The organism is Acidovorax sp. Leaf78 (assembly GCF_001422735.1).
Classification (GTDB): Bacteria; Pseudomonadota; Gammaproteobacteria; order Burkholderiales; family Burkholderiaceae_C; genus Acidovorax.
Genome location: NZ_LMLZ01000004.1, coordinates 96,898 through 114,551 on the forward strand (window position 1 = coordinate 96,898; position 17,654 = coordinate 114,551).

General features: G+C 65.8%; 13 protein-coding genes. 9 read left to right on the forward strand and 4 right to left on the reverse strand.

Annotated elements, in window-relative coordinates; genetic code table 11:
• Positions 1-117: 117 nt before the first annotated feature.
• Positions 118-2,346, reverse strand: coding sequence for a bifunctional diguanylate cyclase/phosphodiesterase (locus ASF16_RS05045; protein ID WP_056163678.1), 2,229 nt, complete (start codon positions 2,344-2,346; stop codon positions 118-120).
• 166 nt (positions 2,347-2,512) lie between these two features.
• Positions 2,513-5,491 carry an EAL domain-containing protein gene (locus ASF16_RS05050; RefSeq protein WP_235507261.1) on the reverse strand — a complete coding sequence of 993 codons (2,979 nt, stop codon included), beginning with the start codon at positions 5,489-5,491 and terminating at the stop codon, positions 2,513-2,515.
• 198 nt (positions 5,492-5,689) lie between these two features.
• Between ASF16_RS05050 and ASF16_RS05055 the strand changes: the two genes are divergently transcribed.
• The 5 genes from ASF16_RS05055 to ASF16_RS05075 all read left to right on the forward strand — a co-directional run bounded on the left by ASF16_RS05055 (position 5,690) and on the right by ASF16_RS05075 (position 11,191).
• Positions 5,690-6,526: a GNAT family N-acetyltransferase gene (locus ASF16_RS05055; RefSeq protein ID WP_056163683.1), complete on the forward strand. Its 837-nt coding sequence runs from the start codon at positions 5,690-5,692 to the stop codon at positions 6,524-6,526.
• Positions 6,526-7,404 (forward strand): UDP-2,3-diacylglucosamine diphosphatase, encoded by an 879-nt coding sequence (locus ASF16_RS05060; RefSeq protein WP_056163685.1) that lies wholly within the window; start codon positions 6,526-6,528, stop codon positions 7,402-7,404. The genes ASF16_RS05055 and ASF16_RS05060 overlap by 1 nt, the downstream gene beginning before the upstream one ends.
• On the forward strand, positions 7,401-8,492 hold the full coding sequence (locus ASF16_RS05065) for a glycosyltransferase family 1 protein (RefSeq protein ID WP_056163689.1): 1,092 nt from the start codon (positions 7,401-7,403) through the stop codon (positions 8,490-8,492). The genes ASF16_RS05060 and ASF16_RS05065 overlap by 4 nt, the downstream gene beginning before the upstream one ends.
• A 93-nt stretch (positions 8,493-8,585) precedes the next feature.
• Positions 8,586-10,730, forward strand: a complete 2,145-nt coding sequence (ppk1, locus tag ASF16_RS05070) for a polyphosphate kinase 1 (protein ID WP_056163820.1) — start codon at positions 8,586-8,588, stop codon at positions 10,728-10,730.
• Positions 10,727-11,191, forward strand: coding sequence for a histidine phosphatase family protein (locus tag ASF16_RS05075; RefSeq protein ID WP_056163692.1), 465 nt, complete (start codon positions 10,727-10,729; stop codon positions 11,189-11,191). The genes ppk1 and ASF16_RS05075 overlap by 4 nt, the downstream gene beginning before the upstream one ends.
• Before the next feature lie 158 nt (positions 11,192-11,349).
• On the opposite strand, the gene ASF16_RS05080 is transcribed toward ASF16_RS05075, so the two are convergent.
• On the reverse strand, positions 11,350-11,931 hold the full coding sequence (locus ASF16_RS05080; protein WP_056163694.1) for a hypothetical protein: 582 nt from the start codon (positions 11,929-11,931) through the stop codon (positions 11,350-11,352).
• Between the two features lie 97 nt (positions 11,932-12,028).
• The gene (locus ASF16_RS05085; RefSeq protein WP_056163697.1) at positions 12,029-13,507 is read right to left on the reverse strand and encodes a Ppx/GppA phosphatase family protein; all 1,479 of its coding nucleotides are present in this window, start codon (positions 13,505-13,507) and stop codon (positions 12,029-12,031) included.
• 264 nt (positions 13,508-13,771) lie between these two features.
• On the opposite strand from ASF16_RS05085, the gene pstS reads away from it, so the two are divergent.
• From pstS to pstB, 4 genes are all read left to right on the forward strand, one after another.
• Positions 13,772-14,794, forward strand: coding sequence for a phosphate ABC transporter substrate-binding protein PstS (pstS, locus tag ASF16_RS05090; RefSeq protein ID WP_056163701.1), 1,023 nt, complete (start codon positions 13,772-13,774; stop codon positions 14,792-14,794).
• A gap of 127 nt (positions 14,795-14,921) precedes the next feature.
• Positions 14,922-15,914 carry a phosphate ABC transporter permease subunit PstC gene (gene pstC, locus ASF16_RS05095; RefSeq protein WP_369817112.1) on the forward strand — a complete coding sequence of 331 codons (993 nt, stop codon included), beginning with the start codon at positions 14,922-14,924 and terminating at the stop codon, positions 15,912-15,914.
• A gap of 37 nt (positions 15,915-15,951) precedes the next feature.
• Entirely contained in the window at positions 15,952-16,806 is an 855-nt protein-coding gene (gene pstA / locus ASF16_RS05100; RefSeq protein ID WP_056163706.1) for a phosphate ABC transporter permease PstA, read from the forward strand.
• Positions 16,807-16,866: 60 nt separating this feature from the next.
• Positions 16,867-17,649 carry a phosphate ABC transporter ATP-binding protein PstB gene (gene pstB / locus ASF16_RS05105; RefSeq protein WP_056163709.1) on the forward strand — a complete coding sequence of 261 codons (783 nt, stop codon included), beginning with the start codon at positions 16,867-16,869 and terminating at the stop codon, positions 17,647-17,649.
• Positions 17,650-17,654: the final 5 nt, after the last annotated feature.

Sequence of the window (17,654 nt, forward strand, 5' to 3'; positions counted from 1 at the left end):
TTGCGCTTGTCTATCAAGCGGTAGGTCTTGTTTTTATCTAGATCCGATGCGCAGTGGCCCTGAGCTGGAGGCAAAGTTGTCGCACTGCAGAGGTGTGTTGTCTTGGCGCAAAGACAGTCAGTGCACCAGTTGCTGCCGCATGAAGACTTCCAGCTCCGGTGCGGCCAGGGGCATACTGAAGTGGTAGCCCTGCGCCTCGTCGCAGCCTTGTTCCAGCAAAAAGGCCAGCTGCCCTTCCGTTTCCACACCCTCTGCCGTGGTGCGCATGCCCAGTGCCTGGGCCATGCGGATGATGGCGCTCACGATGGCTCGGTCGTTGCCATCGTCGCCCAGGTCGCGCACGAACGATTGGTCGATCTTGAGCTTGAAGATCTGAAAGCGCTTGAGCTGGCTCAGCGATGAGTAGCCCGTACCGAAGTCGTCCATCGACATGCGTACGCCGCGCGCATGCAGTTGGTCCATGGTGGCCACGGCGGCATGGGGGTCGTCCACGGCCACGCCTTCGGTCAGCTCTAGTTCCAGCGCATTTGGCGGCAGGTCGAACTCCGCCAGGACGCGGCTCACCATCTCGGGCAGTTGCGGCTGGCGGAACTGGATCGCCGACAGGTTCACTGCCATCATCAGGCCAGGGAATCCATCGGCGCGCCACACCTTCAGCTGTGCCAGCGCCGTGCGAAGTACCCACTCGCCAATCTGCAGGATCTGGCCGCTGTCTTCGGCGATAGGGATGAACTCTGCAGGCGAGATGGCGCCCAGTTGCGGGTGGTTCCAGCGCAGCAGGGCCTCCACGCTGCGCACGGCGCCTGTGGTCAGGCTCATCTGGGGCTGGTAGTGCAGTTGCAGCTGGTTGCGCTCCAGGGCGCGGCGCAGGGCGTTTTCAAGCTGCAGCGCGCGCACGGACTGGGCCTGCATCTCGGGCGTGAAGAACTTGAAGGTGTTGCGCCCATCGAGCTTGGCCCGGTACATGGCCACGTCGGCCGACTGGGTCAGCGTGTCGAAGTCGGCGCCGTCCTGCGGAAACAGTGCGATGCCCATGGAGGGCGCCATGGTCAGCTCGTGGTGATCGATCTGGTAATGCTGGCGCGAGGCCTCCTGCAGCTTGCCTGCCACGCGGGCTGCGCCGTGGGCATTGGCACCCGGTAGCAGCAGCACGAACTCATCGCCGCCCAGGCGCGACACGGTGTCCTTGTCCCGCACCACGGCGCGCAGCCGCTTGGCGATCTCCACCAGCAGCACATCGCCCACGCGGTGGCCCAGCGAGTCGTTCACGTGCTTGAAATGGTCCAGGTCCAGGAAGATCACGGCCAGCGGCGTGTTGCCCTCCTGCGCCACGCGGATGGCCTGCTGCGCCCGTTCGGACAGCAGCGTGCGGTTGGGCAGGCCGGTCAGGGCGTCGTAGTGGGCCAGCCAGTAGATGCGCTCCTGGTCCGCCTTGCGGTCGCTGATCTCGCGGTGCAGGTTGTCCACCGTCTCGCGCAGTTCCTGGGTGCGGTCCTGTACCTGTTGCTCCAGGTCCTCGTGCGCCCGCGCCAGGGCCGCTTGGGCCTGTTTGCGCTCGGTGATGTCCATGGTGATCCAGATGGCGCCCTGCGACGCGTCCGCAGGGTCCAGCGACTTGCTGCGCACTTCGCAGATCACGGGGGTGCCGTCCTTGCGGCACAACTCCACCTCGCCCTCGTAGGTCAAGCCTGCCGCCATGGGCGGATAGCACCGGCGGCCCACCTCGTCCCAGGCCGCGTCGCTGGCATACCAGCGGCGCGACGAGCTGCCGACCAGCTCGCCAGGCTGGTAGCCCAGCATCTGCTCGAAATGGTGGTTGCAGCGCGTCAACTGCCGGTCGCGCAGGAAGACGATGCCCACCATGGCACTGTCGAACAGCAACTGTTTTTCGCTAACGGCCGCGTTCAGTGCGGCTTCGGCGCGTTTTTGTTCGTCGATGTCGTCAACGATCCAGATCGAGCCTTCGGCCGTGTCGTGCGGATTGATGAGGCGCCCCGTGAGGCTTCCCCAGAACAGGCTGCCATCGCGCCGGCGCAGGGGGCGTTCGATGCGAAACGACTGGCCCTGTGCCAGCACCGGGTAGGCCGTGCGCCCCAGTTCCCTGAAGGCGTCGCGGTCGGGGTAGAAGGCTTCGGTGTTTTGCCCCACCACCCGCTCGGCACTGGCGTAGCCAAAGATCTCCGCATACCGCTGGTTGCACCGCACCACGCTGCGCTGGCGCAGAAAGACGATGCCGACGCCTGCACTGTCGAGCAAGGTTTGCTGTTCGCGCAAGGCGCGCTGCAGGGGTGTTTGGGGGGCGGCTCCAGGACGCTGCAACTCTGGAGCGCCGTAGGGCGCGGACATGGAAACCGGGAGCGATGGAATGCCGGAGGCAGGAAATTTGTACCAAATTGTAGCAGTGCCACCTCACAGCCGAACCTGCGGGCGGATGGCTGCTCGGTAGTGCAGCCCCTGAGCACCTGCACAGCAGGCGTTGCTCGTGCTCACCTTCACCTGCTTGCTGGCCCCTTCAGAGCTTTGCAGCTACAGCAGGCTGTGCCAGATGGCTGCGCAGGTACGCTTCGAAGTCAGCTGCGGGCAGGGGCCGGCTGAAGAGGTAGCCCTGGCCCTCGTCGCACCCCTGCGCCCGCAAGAAGTCGAGCTGCCCATCGGTCTCCACGCCCTCGGCCGTGGTCTGCATGCCCAGGGCTTGGGCCATGCGGATGATGGCGCTCACGATGGCGCGGTCGTTGGCATCGTCTTCCAGGTCCCGCACGAACGACTGGTCGATCTTGAGCTTGTAGATCTGAAAGCGTTTGAGATAGCTCAGCGACGAATATCCGGTGCCGAAGTCGTCCATCGACAGGCGCACGCCACGGTCGTGCAGCTGGTCCATCATGGCCAGCGCGGCGGCGGGGTCGTCCACGGCAGCGCCCTCGGTCAGCTCCAGCTCCAGCCGCCGCGCGGGCAAGCCGGCCTGCACCAGGCAGCGCGTGACCATCTCGGGCAACTGCGGGTGGCGGAACTGCACGGCCGACACGTTCACCGACACGGCCCTGAGCGGCAGTTGCATGTCCAGCCAGCGCTTGATGTCGTTCACGGCGGTGCGGATCACCCATTCGCCGATCGCGACGATCATGCCGCTGCTCTCTGCCACCGGCACGAACTCGGCGGGTGACACCATGCCCAGCTCGGGGTGGCGCCAGCGCAGCAGGGCCTCGGCGCCCACCAGCTTGCGGGTGTCCAGCGACACCTGGGGTTGGTAGTGCAGCTCGAACTGGTTGCGCTCCAGGGCGCGGCGCAGGGCGTTTTCGATCTGCAGCGCGCGTGCGGTGCGGGCCTCCAGGTCGGCGGTGAAGAAGCCGTACCGGTTGCGTCCATTTTGCTTGGCGCGGTACATGGCTGCATCGGCCCGCTGGTAGAGTGTGTCGAATGTTTCACCGTCCGCCGGGTACATCGCAATGCCCACCGACAGCGTGGTCGTGAGCTCGTACGGGTCAAGCTGAAAGGGTTCAGCCACCGCTACCAACAGCTGGTTGGCTACCTCCGCGGCCGCGGCTGCCGAGGTGGCGGGCAAGAGCAGCAGGAACTCGTCGCCACCCAGGCGCGACACGGTGTCGTGCGACTGCAGCAGCGACTGCAGCCTGCGCGCCACCGCCACCAGCAACACGTCGCCAATGCGGTGGCCGAGCGAGTCGTTGACGTTCTTGAAGTGGTCCAGGTCCAGAAACAGCAGCGCCAGGGTGCCGCCGCGGGCCCGCTCGTCGTCGATGTACCGCTGGGCCCGCTCGGCCAGCAGTGCGCGGTTGGGCAGCTCCGTGAGCGGATCGAAATGCGCCAGGCGCTGGATGCGGTCTTGCGCCTCGCGCTGCTGGGTGATGTCGCGAAACAGCGTGATCGAATGCGTCACCACCCCTTTGCCGTCGCGCACGCTGCTCACCGACAGCCACTGCGGGTAGGTCGTGCCGTCCTTGCGGCGTCCGCGGACCTCGCCCTCCCAATGCCCATCCTGCGTGAGCCGCGCATACAACGTGTCGGCATCGAAATCCCGCACGGACTCTGCCGCGGTGAGCAGGCGCACCGACTGGCCGATGGCCTCCGCCTCTGAATAGCCCGTAATGCGCGTGAACGCCTTGTTGATGCGTACGACGGTGTGTGTCGCGTCGGCGATGACGATGGCTTCGCTGCTCTGGTCGAACACCTGGGCGGTGAGCTGCAGCTGCTCTTGCGACCGCTTGCGTTCGGTGATGTCGCGCGAGAGCACGATGTACCGTGGTGCATCGCCGCCAGGCGCGGCGGTCTTGCGCGCGGCAGACAGCTCGAACCAGCTGGTGCCCAGGCCGGGCAGGTCGACCATGATCTGCCGCCCGTTGGACCAGCCGTGCTGCTCGGCCTCGTGCAGCACGTCCATCACTGCAAGCGCCGCCAGCGCGGGCAGCATGTCCGTCACATTGCGCCCGATCAAATCCTCCACAGGAGCCATCAGCAGTTCTGGCCGCTGGCTGTGCACGCTGCAATAGCGGCCCTCCTGGTCGATTTCGAACAGCGGATCGGGGATGGCGTCGATGGTGGCGCGCAGCTGCTGCTGCGTGGCCTGGATCTCGGCCGTGCGCTGCTCGACCTGTTGCTCCAGGCCTTTTTCGTGCGCCTTGAGCCTGAACAGCAGCCAGGCGAGGTACGCCATCATCAGTGCAAACCCCAGGCCCAGGGCACACCGCACGGCCAGCACGCCGGGGTGGCCCCAGCCCTGCGCAGGGGCCAGGCTCAGCATCCACTGCCCGTTGGGCAAATTGAGCGGCCTGCCAACAGCCTGCTCGGCGGCGGGCGGTGGCACAGAAGCTGCAATGGTCTGCTCTTCCTGCGTGCCAGGCCGCACGCGCCACAGCCGGTAGTGGTAGCCGCGCTGGGTCAGCTGCGGCAGCCGCGCCACGTCCAGCACCTCGGGCAGGCGAATCGTGACGTACGTGAAGCCCCAGAACGTGCGCTGGCCCTGCGCGTTGTCGAGGTACACCGGCTGGCGCCCCACCACGCCCAGCCCGCCCTGCACCAGCTCCAACGGGCCTGCCAGCGTCAGGCGGCCGGACTCGCGGGCGCGCGCGGCCTCGGGGCCCTGGCGGGGGTCGTTGAGCTGGTCGAATCCGATGACGTTTTCATTGCCCTGGCGCGGCACAACCTGCTTGACCACCCCCTGGGGCGCCAGCCCCATGGCTGCGATGCCGGGGTAAAACGGCAGCAATTGCGTGCCGATGTCTTCGAACTGGGTGACGGTACCCCGGCCCTGCCGGACCAGAGCCACCAGGGTGTTGTTGGCCGACAGCGCCAGCTCGATGGCCCGCTGCAGCGCCTGCACATGGTCGCCTGCGATATCGGCCACCTGGGTGCGCTGCTGATCGCGCTCTTGCTGCTCCAGCGTCCAGATCAGCCCGGCCGCACACAGCTCTGACAGAACAAAAACCACCAGTGGTCCCGTGAGGGACCTGCGGGATCGGGCGGGGAGGGTGGTCTGCACGGCGAGGTTTCCTGAATCCATTATGCAGGCGCACGGGCCCCCTCCCGCGTCGTGGAAAACGCTTGCCTGTCATGCCGCTGACATGCCATCGACATGCCGATGTCATGGGCCCATCCCACACTGCGGCGCAGGGAACAGATTCCCTGGCCGCTGCGGGAATGTTCGCTCCTGTGGCCCTACATCAGGAGATGTTGCACCATGAATGAGCTGTCCGCCTTGACGCCGATCCTGCCCCACGATGCGCTGCCCCATGGCGCCCTGCAAGCCCCAGGTGCCGTGCCCGGCGCAGCAAGGACAGCGCCCGAGCGTGGCGCCATCCAGGTGACCTGGGCGCGGCACGAAGATGAAGTGCGCCAGGCGCAGAAACTGCGGTTCGATGTGTTCGCGGCGGAGATGGGCGCTCGATTGACGACCCCCATCGCCGGCCACGACGTGGACCTGTTCGACGATTATTGCGAGCACCTGTTGGTGCGCGATGCTCAGAGCCAGCAAGTCATTGGGACTTACCGAGTGCTCACGCCAGCCCAGGCCCGCCGCGTCGGCAGCACCTACAGCGACACTGAATTCGATCTGACCCGCCTGCGCACCCTGCGTCCGCGCATGGTCGAACTGGGCCGCAGCTGCGTGCACCCGGACCACCGCCACGGCGGCGTGATCATGGCGCTGTGGAGCGCGCTGGCCGACTTCATGGTGCGCAACCAGCTCGACACCATGATCGGCTGCGCCAGCATTCCCATGCTGCACAACGGCGTGATCAGCGGCGATGCCGCCGCCAGCATCTGGAACCAGGTGCGCCAGACGCACCTGGCCCCCATCGAATACCACGTGCTGCCCCGCCTGCCGCTGCCCATCGACCAACTGGACGGCTCGGTCTTCGTGGAGCCGCCGGCCCTGATCAAGGGGTACCTGCGCCTGGGTGCGCGGGTGCTGGGCGCCCCCGCGTGGGACCCGGACTTCAACACGGCAGACCTGCCCATGCTCATGCGGCTGGCAGACCTGCACCCGCGCTACCGCAAGCACTTTCTGGGGGCCTGATGCGCGCCGCGTTCGACGCGCTCGGCGACTGGACTGCACACGTGGGAGGTGGGCAGGACCCTGCCGCCGACGCCGCCGACGACGCGCATCCACCAGGACACCGGCATCTGCGAGCGGTGTTCATCTCCGACCTGCACCTGGGCACCCCCGGCTGCCAGGCCGAGGCCCTGCTCGACTTCCTGAAGCACCACCCCAGCGACCATCTGTACCTGGTGGGAGACATCGTGGACGGCTGGCAACTGCGCCGCCGCTGGTTCTGGCCCCAGGCCCACAACGACGTGGTGCAAAAGCTGCTGCGCCGTGCGCGCAAGGGCTGCCGCGTGGTCTTCGTGCCCGGCAACCATGACGAGTTCGCCCGCGCCTTCGTCGGCCACTCGTTCGGCGGCATCGAGGTGGCCGAGGACACCGTGCACACCACGGCCGACGGCCGCACGCTGTGGGTGACGCACGGCGACTACTTCGACGGCGTGATCCAGTGCGCCAAGTGGCTCGCCTACGTGGGCGACAATCTCTATGAGTTCACCCTCAAGCTCAACCGCTACCTGAACACCCTGCGCGCGCGCATGGGGCTGCCGTACTGGTCGCTCTCGGCGTACCTCAAGGGCAAGGTCAAGAAGGCGCTGAACTACGTGACCGACTTCGAGGTGGCGGTGGCTGCCGAGGCCCGCCGCCGCGGCCATGGCGGTGTGGTGTGCGGCCACATCCACCGTGCCGAGATGCGCGAGATCGACGGCACGCTGTACTGCAACGACGGCGACTGGGTGGAGAGCCGCACTGCGCTGGTAGAACACATGGACGGCCGGCTCGAACTGGTGCAATGGCATGCGCCCGCGCCGCAACGCGCAGCGTCCCCTGTGGCAGCGGAGGCTACGGTATGAGAATCGCACTGGTCACCGACGCATGGCGTCCCCAGGTCAACGGTGTGGTCACCACCCTCCTGGAGCTGGTGCATGAGCTTGAGGCGCTGGGGCACGAGGTGCGGGTGATCGAGCCCGGCCAGTTCCAGACGCGTCCCTGCCCGGGCTATGCGGGCATCGACCTGGCGGTGCGCCCCGCAAAGCAGGTGGCCCGCATGCTCGACGAGATCCAGCCCGACGCCATTCACCTGGCCACCGAGGGTCCGCTGGGCTGGGCCGGGCGGCGCCATTGCCTGCGCAAGGGCCTGGCCTTCACCACGGCGTTTCATACCCGCTTTCCGGAGATATTGCAGGCAGCCCTGCGCGTGCCGCTGTCGTGGGGGTATGCGCTGTTCCGGCATTTTCATCGGCCTTCGTCGGGTGTCATGGTGCCCACGCAGGGCGTCCTGCAGATGCTGGCACAACGGGGCTTCGGCAACTTGCGCCTGTGGACGCACGGCGTCGACACGCAGGCATTTTCTTTCCACGGCGAAGTGGCCCACAGCCCGCTCACGGGCACGCTGGCCCATCCCGTTGCCTTGTACGTGGGGCGGGTGTCGTACGAGAAGAACATCGAGGCCTTCCTGCAGCTGGACATGCCGGGCACAAAAGTGGTCTGCGGCGTCGGGCCGCTGGAGGCGCGCCTCAAAGCCCGCTACCCGCAGGTCCGCTGGCTGGGCATTCTGGAGCGGTCGGCGCTGGCTCGGGTGTATGCGGCGGCCGATGTTTTCGTGTTTCCAAGCCGCTCGGAAACCTTTGGCCTGGTGATGCTGGAAGCCATGGCCTGCGGTACGCCGGTGGCGGCATTCCCCGTCGACGGGCCCATGGAAGTGCTCGGGGCCCATGCGGGCGAGGCACCGCAGGGCGGCGTGCTGCATGACAGCCTGCTGATTGCTGCGCAGGAAGCGCTGGCCATTCCCCGGTGCGAGGCGCGTGCCCGTGCATTGGATTTCACCTGGGCACACGCGGCACGCCTGTTCGAGCAGCACCTCGTACCTGCGCGCTCCGGCACCGTGACGGTGCCGCCATCTGTCACAAAATCTGTCACATCACTGTCATCTGGGCGTTAAATACTGAGGTCATCCCGCATTTGCCGCGTTGGCGTACCCATGCTGCCTTTGCTTTCCGATGACGCTGCCGCCATGCGGTTCGATACCGCTGCCATGACCGAACACCCTCTCGCTGCCTTGTCACATGACCGTCACGACGGTGCCCCGGCTGCACTGACGCAGGCCGCGCAGTTGCCTGCGTTCCTTGACCGCGACCACAGCATCCTGGCCTTCAACGAGCGCGTGCTCGACTGGGCGGTGCGCAGCGATGTGCCGCTGCTGGAGCGGCTGCGCTACCTGTGCATTGTTTCTTCCAACCTCGACGAGTTCTTTGAAGTGCGGGCTGCGCCGCACATCACCGCAGCGCAAAAAGGCGAAACGCAGGGCCGCTACTCCACCGCCTCGTTCGAAGCCGTCGCCGCCAAGGTGCACGGCCTCGTCGAGCGCCAGTACGCGCTGTACAACGAGGCGCTGGTCCCCGCGTTTGCCGAGCATGGCATCCGCATCTTGGGTCACGGCGAGCGCTCGCCAGCGCAAAAGCGCTGGGTGCAGGACTACTTTGCCAGCGAAGTGCGGCCCCTGTTGATCCCGGTGGGGCTTGATCCAGCGCACCCGTTTCCGCAGGTGGCCAACAAGTCGCTCAATTTCATCGTGCGCTTGAAAGGGCACGATGCCTTTGGCCGCGAAAACGAAATCGCCATCGTCAAGGTGCCACGGGCTCTGCCGCGGCTCGTGCGCATCCCGGAGCGCGTGGCCTCCGAGCGGAACCTCTTCGTCAGCCTGTCCAGCATCGTGCGGTCCCATCTGGAGGATTTGTTCCCCGGCCGGGAGGTCACGGAGTTCTCGCAGTTCCGGGTGACCCGGCACTCGGACCTGGCACTGGACGAGGAAGACGTCCGCAACCTGCGGACCGCGCTGCGCCAGGGGCTGCAGCACCGCCACTACGGCCAGGCCGTGCGGCTGGAAGTGTCCTCCGGCTGCTCACAGTTCCTGTATGACTTTTTGCTCGCGCAGTTCGGCCTGCCTGCGGCGGCCCTGTACCGTGTGCAAGGCCCCGTGAACCTGGTGCGCTTGACGCAACTGGTGGACCTGGTCAACGACCCCTCGCTGATGTTTGCGCCGTGGAACTCCGCGTGGCCGCGCCAGTTGCAGCCCGGCATGCCGATCATGGAACAGCTGCGGCGGCGCGATGTGTTGATCCACCAGCCGTTCGAGAGCTTCGACGGCCTGCTGGCATTCCTGCGGGAGGCGGTGAACGACCCCAACGTGCTGGTCATCAAGCAGACCATCTACCGCACGGGGTCGGATTCAGAACTCATGGACCTCCTGACCGAGGCGGTGCGCCGCGGCAAGGAGGTGATGGCGGTCGTGGAGCTGAAGGCGCGCTTTGACGAAGAAGCCAACATCAACTGGGCTGAGGCGCTGGAGTCCATCGGCGCGCAGGTGGTGTACGGGGTGGTGGGCCTCAAGACCCACGCCAAGATGCTGCTGGTCACGCGCAGGGAAGGGCGGCAGCTCAAGCGCTACGGGCACCTGTCCACCGGCAACTACAACATGCGGACCGCCAAGCTCTACACCGACCTGAGCTACCTCACTGCCGACGAAGACATGACCGCCGACATGGACGGCGTCTTCAACCATCTGGCCAGCCAGAACCGGCCCCCCCGGTTGCGCAAGCTCATGTTGGCCCCGTTCCATCTGCACCGGCGCATGCTGGAGAAGATCGAGCAGGTGGGCCTGGCGGCCAGCCGGGGCGAGGATGCCCGCATCGTCGCCAAGATGAACTCTCTGACGGACGAGGCGCTCATGCGGGCGCTCATCCTGGCAGGGCAGCGCGGTGCGCGCATCGACCTCATCGTGCGCGGTGCGTGCATGCTGCCGGCCGGGCTGCCGGGCGCGACGGAGAACATCCGGGTGCGCTCGGTCATCGGACGATTCCTGGAGCACACGCGGGTCTTTTACTTCCTGGCGGGCGAGCAGGAGGACCTGTACCTCTCCAGCGCCGACTGGATGAACCGCAACATGATGCGGCGCGTGGAACTGGCCTGGCCTGTGACCGACCCGTCGCTGCGCCAGCAGATCGTGGACGAGTGCCTGGTAGCCTATCTGCACGACAACCGCGATGCCTGGACGCTGAATGCGGAGGGCGGTTACGACCGTGCCGCGCACCCGACCGACGGCGTGGGTGCGCAAGACGCACTGATGGTTCGCTACGGGCCTGTGCCGCCCGCGGGGGCTGTCGAGCAAGGGGCTGCATGATGGACCTGATCCTGTGGCGCCACGCAGAGGCGGAAGAGCCGCAAGAGGGCCATGACGACCTGGCGCGGGCGCTGACGCCACGGGGGGAGAAGCAGGCAGCCCGCATGGCCGTCTGGCTGGATCGCCAACTGCCCGAGGGGCTGCGCGTGCTGGCCAGCCCCGCCCGGCGTACCGAGCAGACGGCCAGTGCCCTCGGCCGCAAGTTCAAGATGCGCGCCGAATTACTACCAGGGTGCACCCCGCAGGAGCTGCTGGAGCTGGTGCAGTGGCCGCGTTCGAAGGGCGCCGTGCTGGTCATTGGCCACCAGCCAGTGCTGGGCCAGACCATTGCGCAACTGATGGGCCTGCAGGCCGCAGACTGCGCCGTGCGCAAGGGGGCGGTGTGGTGGCTGCGGCAGCGCCAGCGCATGGATGAAAGCCAGACGCTGCTGCTGGCGGTCCAATCGCCGGACCTGCTGTAGGCGTTGCCTCGCGGTGGGGCGGCCGGCGGCAACTGCAGAGCAGATCAGCCCCTCAGTCCATCAACCCCTTAGGCACGGAACACCTCGGCCAACGTGTTGACCAACATCGCCCTGTGCTTGCTGGGCGCGTCTTCACCGGCCCCACCTTCGCAATAAGTTTATTTGCGGGTGGCCTTGGCCGTCTTCGCTGCAGGCTTGGCCGCGCTGGATTTTGCGGGTGCGGGTGCAGCAGGTGCAGGCTTGGCACTGGTTGCCTCGGCTTTAGGGCGACCTGTCTTGATGGATGGCACGGCTTGCAAGGCAGAGCGCAGGGCGCTGTCCGACAGGGCCGCCAGCACCTTCAGGCCGGCACGCAGCAGCTCGCTTTTCTTGACGGGCTGGGCCAGTGCGGTCGAGCGCTGCTTCAGCGTCTCGATCACTGCGTATTCATCTTTGGGGATGGTGAAGCTGTCGCGCACCAGCTTGGGCTTCTTGGCCTTACTGTCCTTGGCGCTGTCAGCCACCGGGGCCTTGGCGGGCTTTGCAGGTTTGACGGCTTTTGCAGCAGGTGGCTTGGGTGCTGCGGCCTTGGGCTTGGCGGCGGGCTTTGCCGCAGCCTTGGTCGTGGGCTTCGCGGCGGGTTTGGCCACTGGCTTGGGCGCTGCAGCAGTCGCTTTCACCGGCTTGGCGGCGGGGGCCGGGGTGGCAGCAACGGCGGGAGGGGTGGGGGTGCTGGAGGTCGGAGCGCTGGAAGTTGTCATGGTGCAGGTTGAATAAACGGTATAAACAGTTTATACCGTTTTAAGCCCGCACTCAACCAGGACGCCGCTGGCGCCCGCGTGCCGCAGTCCTCTCCATTCAGGCCAGGCCGACGGCCAACTCCCAGGGGGTCTTCAGCCAGGCCTGCGTTTCCTCGCGCAGCAAGTGCGCCGACTGCGGGTACGCGGCAGCCCAGCCAGGGCGCGCCGCCAGATGAAAACGCGGGCCATCCTGCCGCAGCGCAAGACCCGCGGTGTCCGGGTCGCGGCGGGCGTGGCACAGGGCCACAGCCAGGCGCAAGCTCAGCAGTTGCAGCGCGAACATCGGGTCCAGCAGATCCGCCTCGATCTTGCGGACCTTGCCGCGTTGCCCCTGTACCAGGATTCCCAGGCGGTGTAGTTCCGGCACGGCAAAGCCGGCGGCGTCGGTGTTGTCCAGGATGTAGGCGCCGTGGCGGTGGTAGTCGCTGTGCGAGACGAGGCAGCCGATCTCGTGCAGGCGGGCTGCCCAGTCGAGTTTGCGTGCGGCGCGCTCGCTGCCGGCGGGGGCGGCCTGGTCGAACAAGGCGCATGCCGTGCGCGCCACCCGCTCGGCATGTTCGGCATCCACCCCAAAACGCTGCATCAGCCCGTTCACGGTGGTGGTGCGCAGGTCGGTGCCGGGCTGCTCGCGGTCCAGCAGGTCGTACAGCGCGCCCTGGCGCAGCGCGCCTTGCGCGACCTGCATCTGGTCGATCTCCAGCAGGTCGAACACAGCCCGCAGCACGCTGACGCCGCCGCCGATCACGGCGCGGCGCTCTTCCTTCAGACCGTCCATGCGCAAGCGTTCGGCCGTCTGCGCGCGCAACAGCCGCTCGTGCAGCCACGCCAGCCCCTCGCGGGTGATGGTGCCGGGCGTGCCTCCGGCAGCGGCCAGAATGTCGCCCACCGCACCCGCCGTGCCGGACGAGCCATAGGCCACCTCCCACGCATCCGGGCGAAACGTTCCCAGGGCCTCGTCGAGCACGGCCTTGGCCGCAATCTCTGCGGCGAGGAATGCCGTGGCCGTGAATTCGCCTTGCGGAAAGTAGCGCTGCGACCAGGCCACACTGCCCACGCGGAACGATGCCACCGCATGGGGCGTGAATTGCTGTCCCAGAATGAGTTCGGTAGACCGCCCGCCGATATCGATGACCAGACGGCGTTCATCGGACTGGGGGAGCAGGCGTGCAACGCCCTGGTAGATCAGGCGCGCTTCTTCGGGGCCCGACACCACGTCGATCGGGTAGCCCAGCATCTCGCTGCCGCGCGACAGGAATTCCTCGCGGTTGCGCGCCTCGCGCAGGGTCTGCGTGGCCACGGCGCGCACCTGGGCGCGGGGAAACCCCGCCAGGCGCTCGCCAAAACGCGCGAGACACGCCCACCCGCGCTCCATGGCCTCCGGGGTCAGGTTGCGGTCTTCGTCCAGCCCGTTGCCCTGGCGGACGGTTTCTTTCAGATATTCGACCCGCTGTATGTGACCGAACTCGTAGCGCCCTATTTCAAGGCGAAAACTGTTGGAGCCGAGGTCGACTGCGGCGAGGCGTGTGCCGTTGTGCATATTGTTCTGGTAGGAGCTTCAACCGGCATCCTACCGCGTGCCACGGCGCATGGAAGCTGCTGCCCGCGCACGGCAGGAGAAGAGGAGGGAATGGCCAGCGTCAAGCCAGTGTGTTGTGGTTGTGTGACGGGTTCGTGACATTGCCTTTTGGGTGTTTTACCTCTGTAGCGCACGGTCGAATGGGTGGCTTTTTGTCACTGAATTGTCATCTTGGCCCCCTAGAGTTCACGGTGTTCCTGTTAACCCTAGTCCAAAGGTAACCTCATGAAACGCACATTTCTCAAAACCGTTGCAGTCGCACTGGCCACCTTCGCGGTCGGTGGTGCCTTTGCAGCGGACATCACCGGCGCTGGCGCTACCTTTCCCTTCCCGATGTACGCCAAGTGGGCAGAAGCCTACAAGAAGGAAACCGGCACGGGCCTGAACTACCAGTCCATCGGCTCGTCCGGCGGCATCCGCCAGATCCGCGCCAAGACCGTCGTGTTCGGCGCCACCGACGCCCCGGTCCCCGGTGCTGACCTCGACAAGGACGGCATGGTGCAGTTCCCCGCCATCATCGGCGGCACGGTGCCCGTGATCAACCTGGATGGCTTCAAGCCCGGCGAACTGCGCGTCACGGGCCCCGTGCTGGCCGACGTGTTCCTGGGCAAGATCGCCAAGTGGAACGACGCCAAGCTGGCGGCCCTGAACCCCGGCAAGACCCTGCCTGACCAGAACATCACCGTGGTGCACCGCGCCGACGGCTCCGGCACCACCTTCAACTGGACGGACTACCTGTCGGCCGTGAGCAAGGAGTGGGCTGACTCCGTGGGCAAGGGCGCTGCCGTCAAGTGGCCCGCAGCGTCGTCCGTGGGCGGCAAGGGCAACGAAGGCGTCGCCGCCAACGTCTCCCGCGTGAAGGGCTCCATCGGCTACGTCGAATACGCCTACGTCAAGAAGAACAACATGAACTTCCTGCAGCTGCAAAACGCTGACGGCAAGTACGTGAGCCCCGACGACAAGACCTTCGCCGCCGCTGCCGCCAGCGCAGACTGGTTCAGCGTGCCCGGCATGGGCATCTCGATGGTCAACGCCAAGGGTGCCGACAGCTGGCCCGTCAGCACGGCCTCGTTCATCCTGATGTACAAGGACCCGGCCGACAAGGCGCAATCGGCCGAAGTGCTCAAGTTCTTCGAATGGGCCTTCAAGAACGGCAAGGGCATGGCCACCGAACTGGACTACGTGCCCCTGCCTGACAGCCTGACCGCCGAGATCCGATCGAAGGTCTGGTCGCAAATCAAGAAGTAATTAACTCCAACAATAAAAGCAGTCTGCCCCAAAATAGTACCCATCGGCCGGCCGGTCTGGCCGATGGGTACTGGTTTGTGGGGCCTCCAGAAGCCAGATGGGAGTCAACATGAGCGTGGGAACCACCATGAGTTCGCAACCCGTGTCCGTCAACAAAGTGACGGGCGCCCCCACAGAGTCCATGGTCTCGATTGCCAAGCGGCAACGCCTGCAGGACATCTTTTTCCATCGCCTGACCCAGAGCCTCTCGCTGCTGGTGCTCGCAGCGTTGCTGGGCATCATCGTCTCTCTTTTCGTCTACGCGTGGCCTACGTTCCACAAGTTCGGTGCCCAGTTCATCTGGCGTGTCGAATGGGACATCATCAATGAAGAATTCGGTGCCGCGATCGCCATCGTCGGAACCCTGGCCAGTGCCGGCATCGCACTGCTGATTGCGGTGCCGCTCGCCTTCGGCATCGCCCTGTTTCTGACGGAAACCTGCCCCGTGTGGCTGCGCCGCCCGCTGGGCACGGCCGTGGAGTTGCTGGCGGCCGTGCCATCCATCATCTACGGCATGTTCGGCCTGTTCGTGTTTGCGCCGCTGTTCGCAGACTACTTCCAGATGCCGGTGCAAAAGCTGCTCGGTTCCATGCCGCTGGTGGGCTTTTTGTTTGGCGGCAGCACCAACGGCTTCGGCATCCTGGCGGCGGGCATCGTGCTCGCGTTCATGGTGCTGCCCTTCGTGGCTGCAGTGATGCGTGACGTGTTCGAGATCGTCCCTCCCATCCTGCGCGAGTCGGCCTATGGCCTGGGCTGCACGACATGGGAAGTGGTGCGCCGCGTGGTGCTGCCCTACACCCAGAAGGGCGTGATCGGCGGCGTGATGCTGGGCCTGGGGCGCGCTCTGGGCGAGACCATGGCCGTGACCTTCGTCATCGGCAACGCCAACCGCATGCCCACGTCGCTGTTCTCGCCCGGTACGTCCATCGCTTCCACGCTGGCCAACGAGTTCGGCGAGGCTGCGGACTTCCACCTGTCCACGCTGTTCGCCCTGGGCTTCCTGCTCTTCGTCATCACCTTCGTGGTGCTGTCGGTCGCCAAGATCATGCTGCTGCGCGCCGAGAAGGCCAAGGGCCTGTAAGCCCTTCCATGAATCCACTCTATTGAGGCCAAGCTCCATGGAATTCAACCAAACAATCTACAAGAAGCGCCAGCGCTCCAATGCCATCGGTCTGACCCTGTCCCTGGGTGCGATGGTGCTGGGCCTGTTCGTGCTGCTCTGGATCCTGAGTGTGCTGCTGTCCAACGGCTTCGCCGCGCTGGACTGGAACATGTTCACCCAGTCGACCCCGGCCCCGGGCTCCGAAGGCGGTGGCCTGGCCAACGCCATCGTGGGCAGCCTGATGATGGTGGGCTTCACCGTGCTGGTGTCCACGCCCATCGGCGTGTTGGCCGGTGTTTACCTGGCCGAGTACAGTGGCCAGAGCAAGACGGCAGAGCTGACCCGCTTCGTGACCGACATCATGCTGTCTGCGCCGTCCATCGTGCTGGGGCTGTTCGTCTACGCGATCGCCGTGGCCACCGTGGGCAACTTCTCCGGCTGGGCCGGCAGCCTGGCCCTGTCGCTGATCGCAGTGCCTGTGGTCGTGCGCACCACCGAGAACATGCTGCGCCTGGTGCCCGGCAGCCTGCGCGAAGCGGCGTTTGCCCTGGGTGCACCGCGCTGGAAGGTCTCCGTCATGGTCACGCTGCGCGCAGCGCGCAGCGGTGTGATGACCGGCCTGCTGCTGGCCGTGGCCCGCATCAGCGGCGAGACGGCGCCCCTGCTGTTCACCGCACTGAACAACCAGTTCTTCAGCACCAACATGAACGCTCCCATGGCCAATCTGCCCGTGGTGATCTTCCAGTTTGCGCTGAGCCCGTATGAAAACTGGGTGCGCCTGGCCTGGGGTGGTGCATTGCTCATCACGCTGTCGGTGCTGATCCTCAACGTCGTGGCGCGGGTTTTCCTGCGCGAGAAGACCCGCGGCTGACCTGTCTGACCAGACACGCAGACACGCACCCCCAGACATCTCCATTTTCAGGATTTGACAATGAACGCCACCGCTACCGCCACTGCCAGCAAGAACGCGCTGGAACTGCGCAACCTGAGTTTCTTCTACGGAAAATTCCAGGGCCTGCGCAACGTCAGCCTCAACATCGCAGAGCACAAGGTCACCGCTTTCATCGGCCCCTCGGGCTGCGGCAAGTCGACCCTGCTGCGCACGCTGAACCGCATGTACAGCCTGTACCCAGGCCAGCGTGCCGAGGGCACGATCAACTTCTACGGCCAGGACATCCTGGATGCCAAGCAGGACATCAACCTGCTGCGCGCCCGCATCGGCATGGTGTTCCAGAAGCCCACGCCGTTCCCCATGTCCATCTACGACAACATCGCCTTCGGCGTGAAGCTCTACGAGAGCCTGAGCAAGAGCGAGATGGACGACCGCGTGGAATGGGCGCTGTCCAAGGCCGCGCTGTGGACCGAAGTGAAGGACAAGCTGCACCAGAGCGGCCTGTCGCTGTCCGGCGGCCAGCAGCAGCGCCTGTGCATCGCACGCAGCGTGGCGGTGAAGCCTTCGGTGCTGCTGCTCGACGAGCCCACCTCGGCGCTGGACCCGCTGTCCACCGCCAAGATCGAAGAGCTGATCGACGAACTCAAGCACGACTACACCATTGCCATCGTGACGCACAACATGCAGCAGGCCGCACGCTGCAGCGACTACACCGCCTACATGTACCTGGGTGAAATGATCGAGTTCGGTGCCACCGAACAGATCTTCTTCAAGCCCGAGCGCAAGGAAACCGAAGACTACATCACCGGCCGTTTCGGCTAAGGAGA

Bases quoted from the DNA above. Each gene is read 5' to 3' on its own strand.
- ASF16_RS05045 (WP_056163678.1), bottom strand. From the start codon at position 2,346: ATGTCCGCGCCCTACGGCGCTCCAGAGTTGCAGCGTCCTGGAGCCGCC.
- ASF16_RS05055 (WP_056163683.1), top strand. From the start codon at position 5,690: ATGAATGAGCTGTCCGCCTTGACGCCGATCCTGCCCCACGATGCGCTG.
- ASF16_RS05060 (WP_056163685.1), top strand. From the start codon at position 6,526: ATGCGCGCCGCGTTCGACGCGCTCGGCGACTGGACTGCACACGTGGGA.
- ASF16_RS05065 (WP_056163689.1), top strand. From the start codon at position 7,401: ATGAGAATCGCACTGGTCACCGACGCATGGCGTCCCCAGGTCAACGGT.
- ppk1 (WP_056163820.1), top strand. From the start codon at position 8,586: ATGACCGAACACCCTCTCGCTGCCTTGTCACATGACCGTCACGACGGT.
- ASF16_RS05075 (WP_056163692.1), top strand. From the start codon at position 10,727: ATGATGGACCTGATCCTGTGGCGCCACGCAGAGGCGGAAGAGCCGCAA.
- ASF16_RS05080 (WP_056163694.1), bottom strand. From the start codon at position 11,931: ATGACAACTTCCAGCGCTCCGACCTCCAGCACCCCCACCCCTCCCGCC.
- ASF16_RS05085 (WP_056163697.1), bottom strand. From the start codon at position 13,507: ATGCACAACGGCACACGCCTCGCCGCAGTCGACCTCGGCTCCAACAGT.
- pstS (WP_056163701.1), top strand. From the start codon at position 13,772: ATGAAACGCACATTTCTCAAAACCGTTGCAGTCGCACTGGCCACCTTC.
- pstC (WP_369817112.1), top strand. From the start codon at position 14,922: ATGAGTTCGCAACCCGTGTCCGTCAACAAAGTGACGGGCGCCCCCACA.
- pstA (WP_056163706.1), top strand. From the start codon at position 15,952: ATGGAATTCAACCAAACAATCTACAAGAAGCGCCAGCGCTCCAATGCC.
- pstB (WP_056163709.1), top strand. From the start codon at position 16,867: ATGAACGCCACCGCTACCGCCACTGCCAGCAAGAACGCGCTGGAACTG.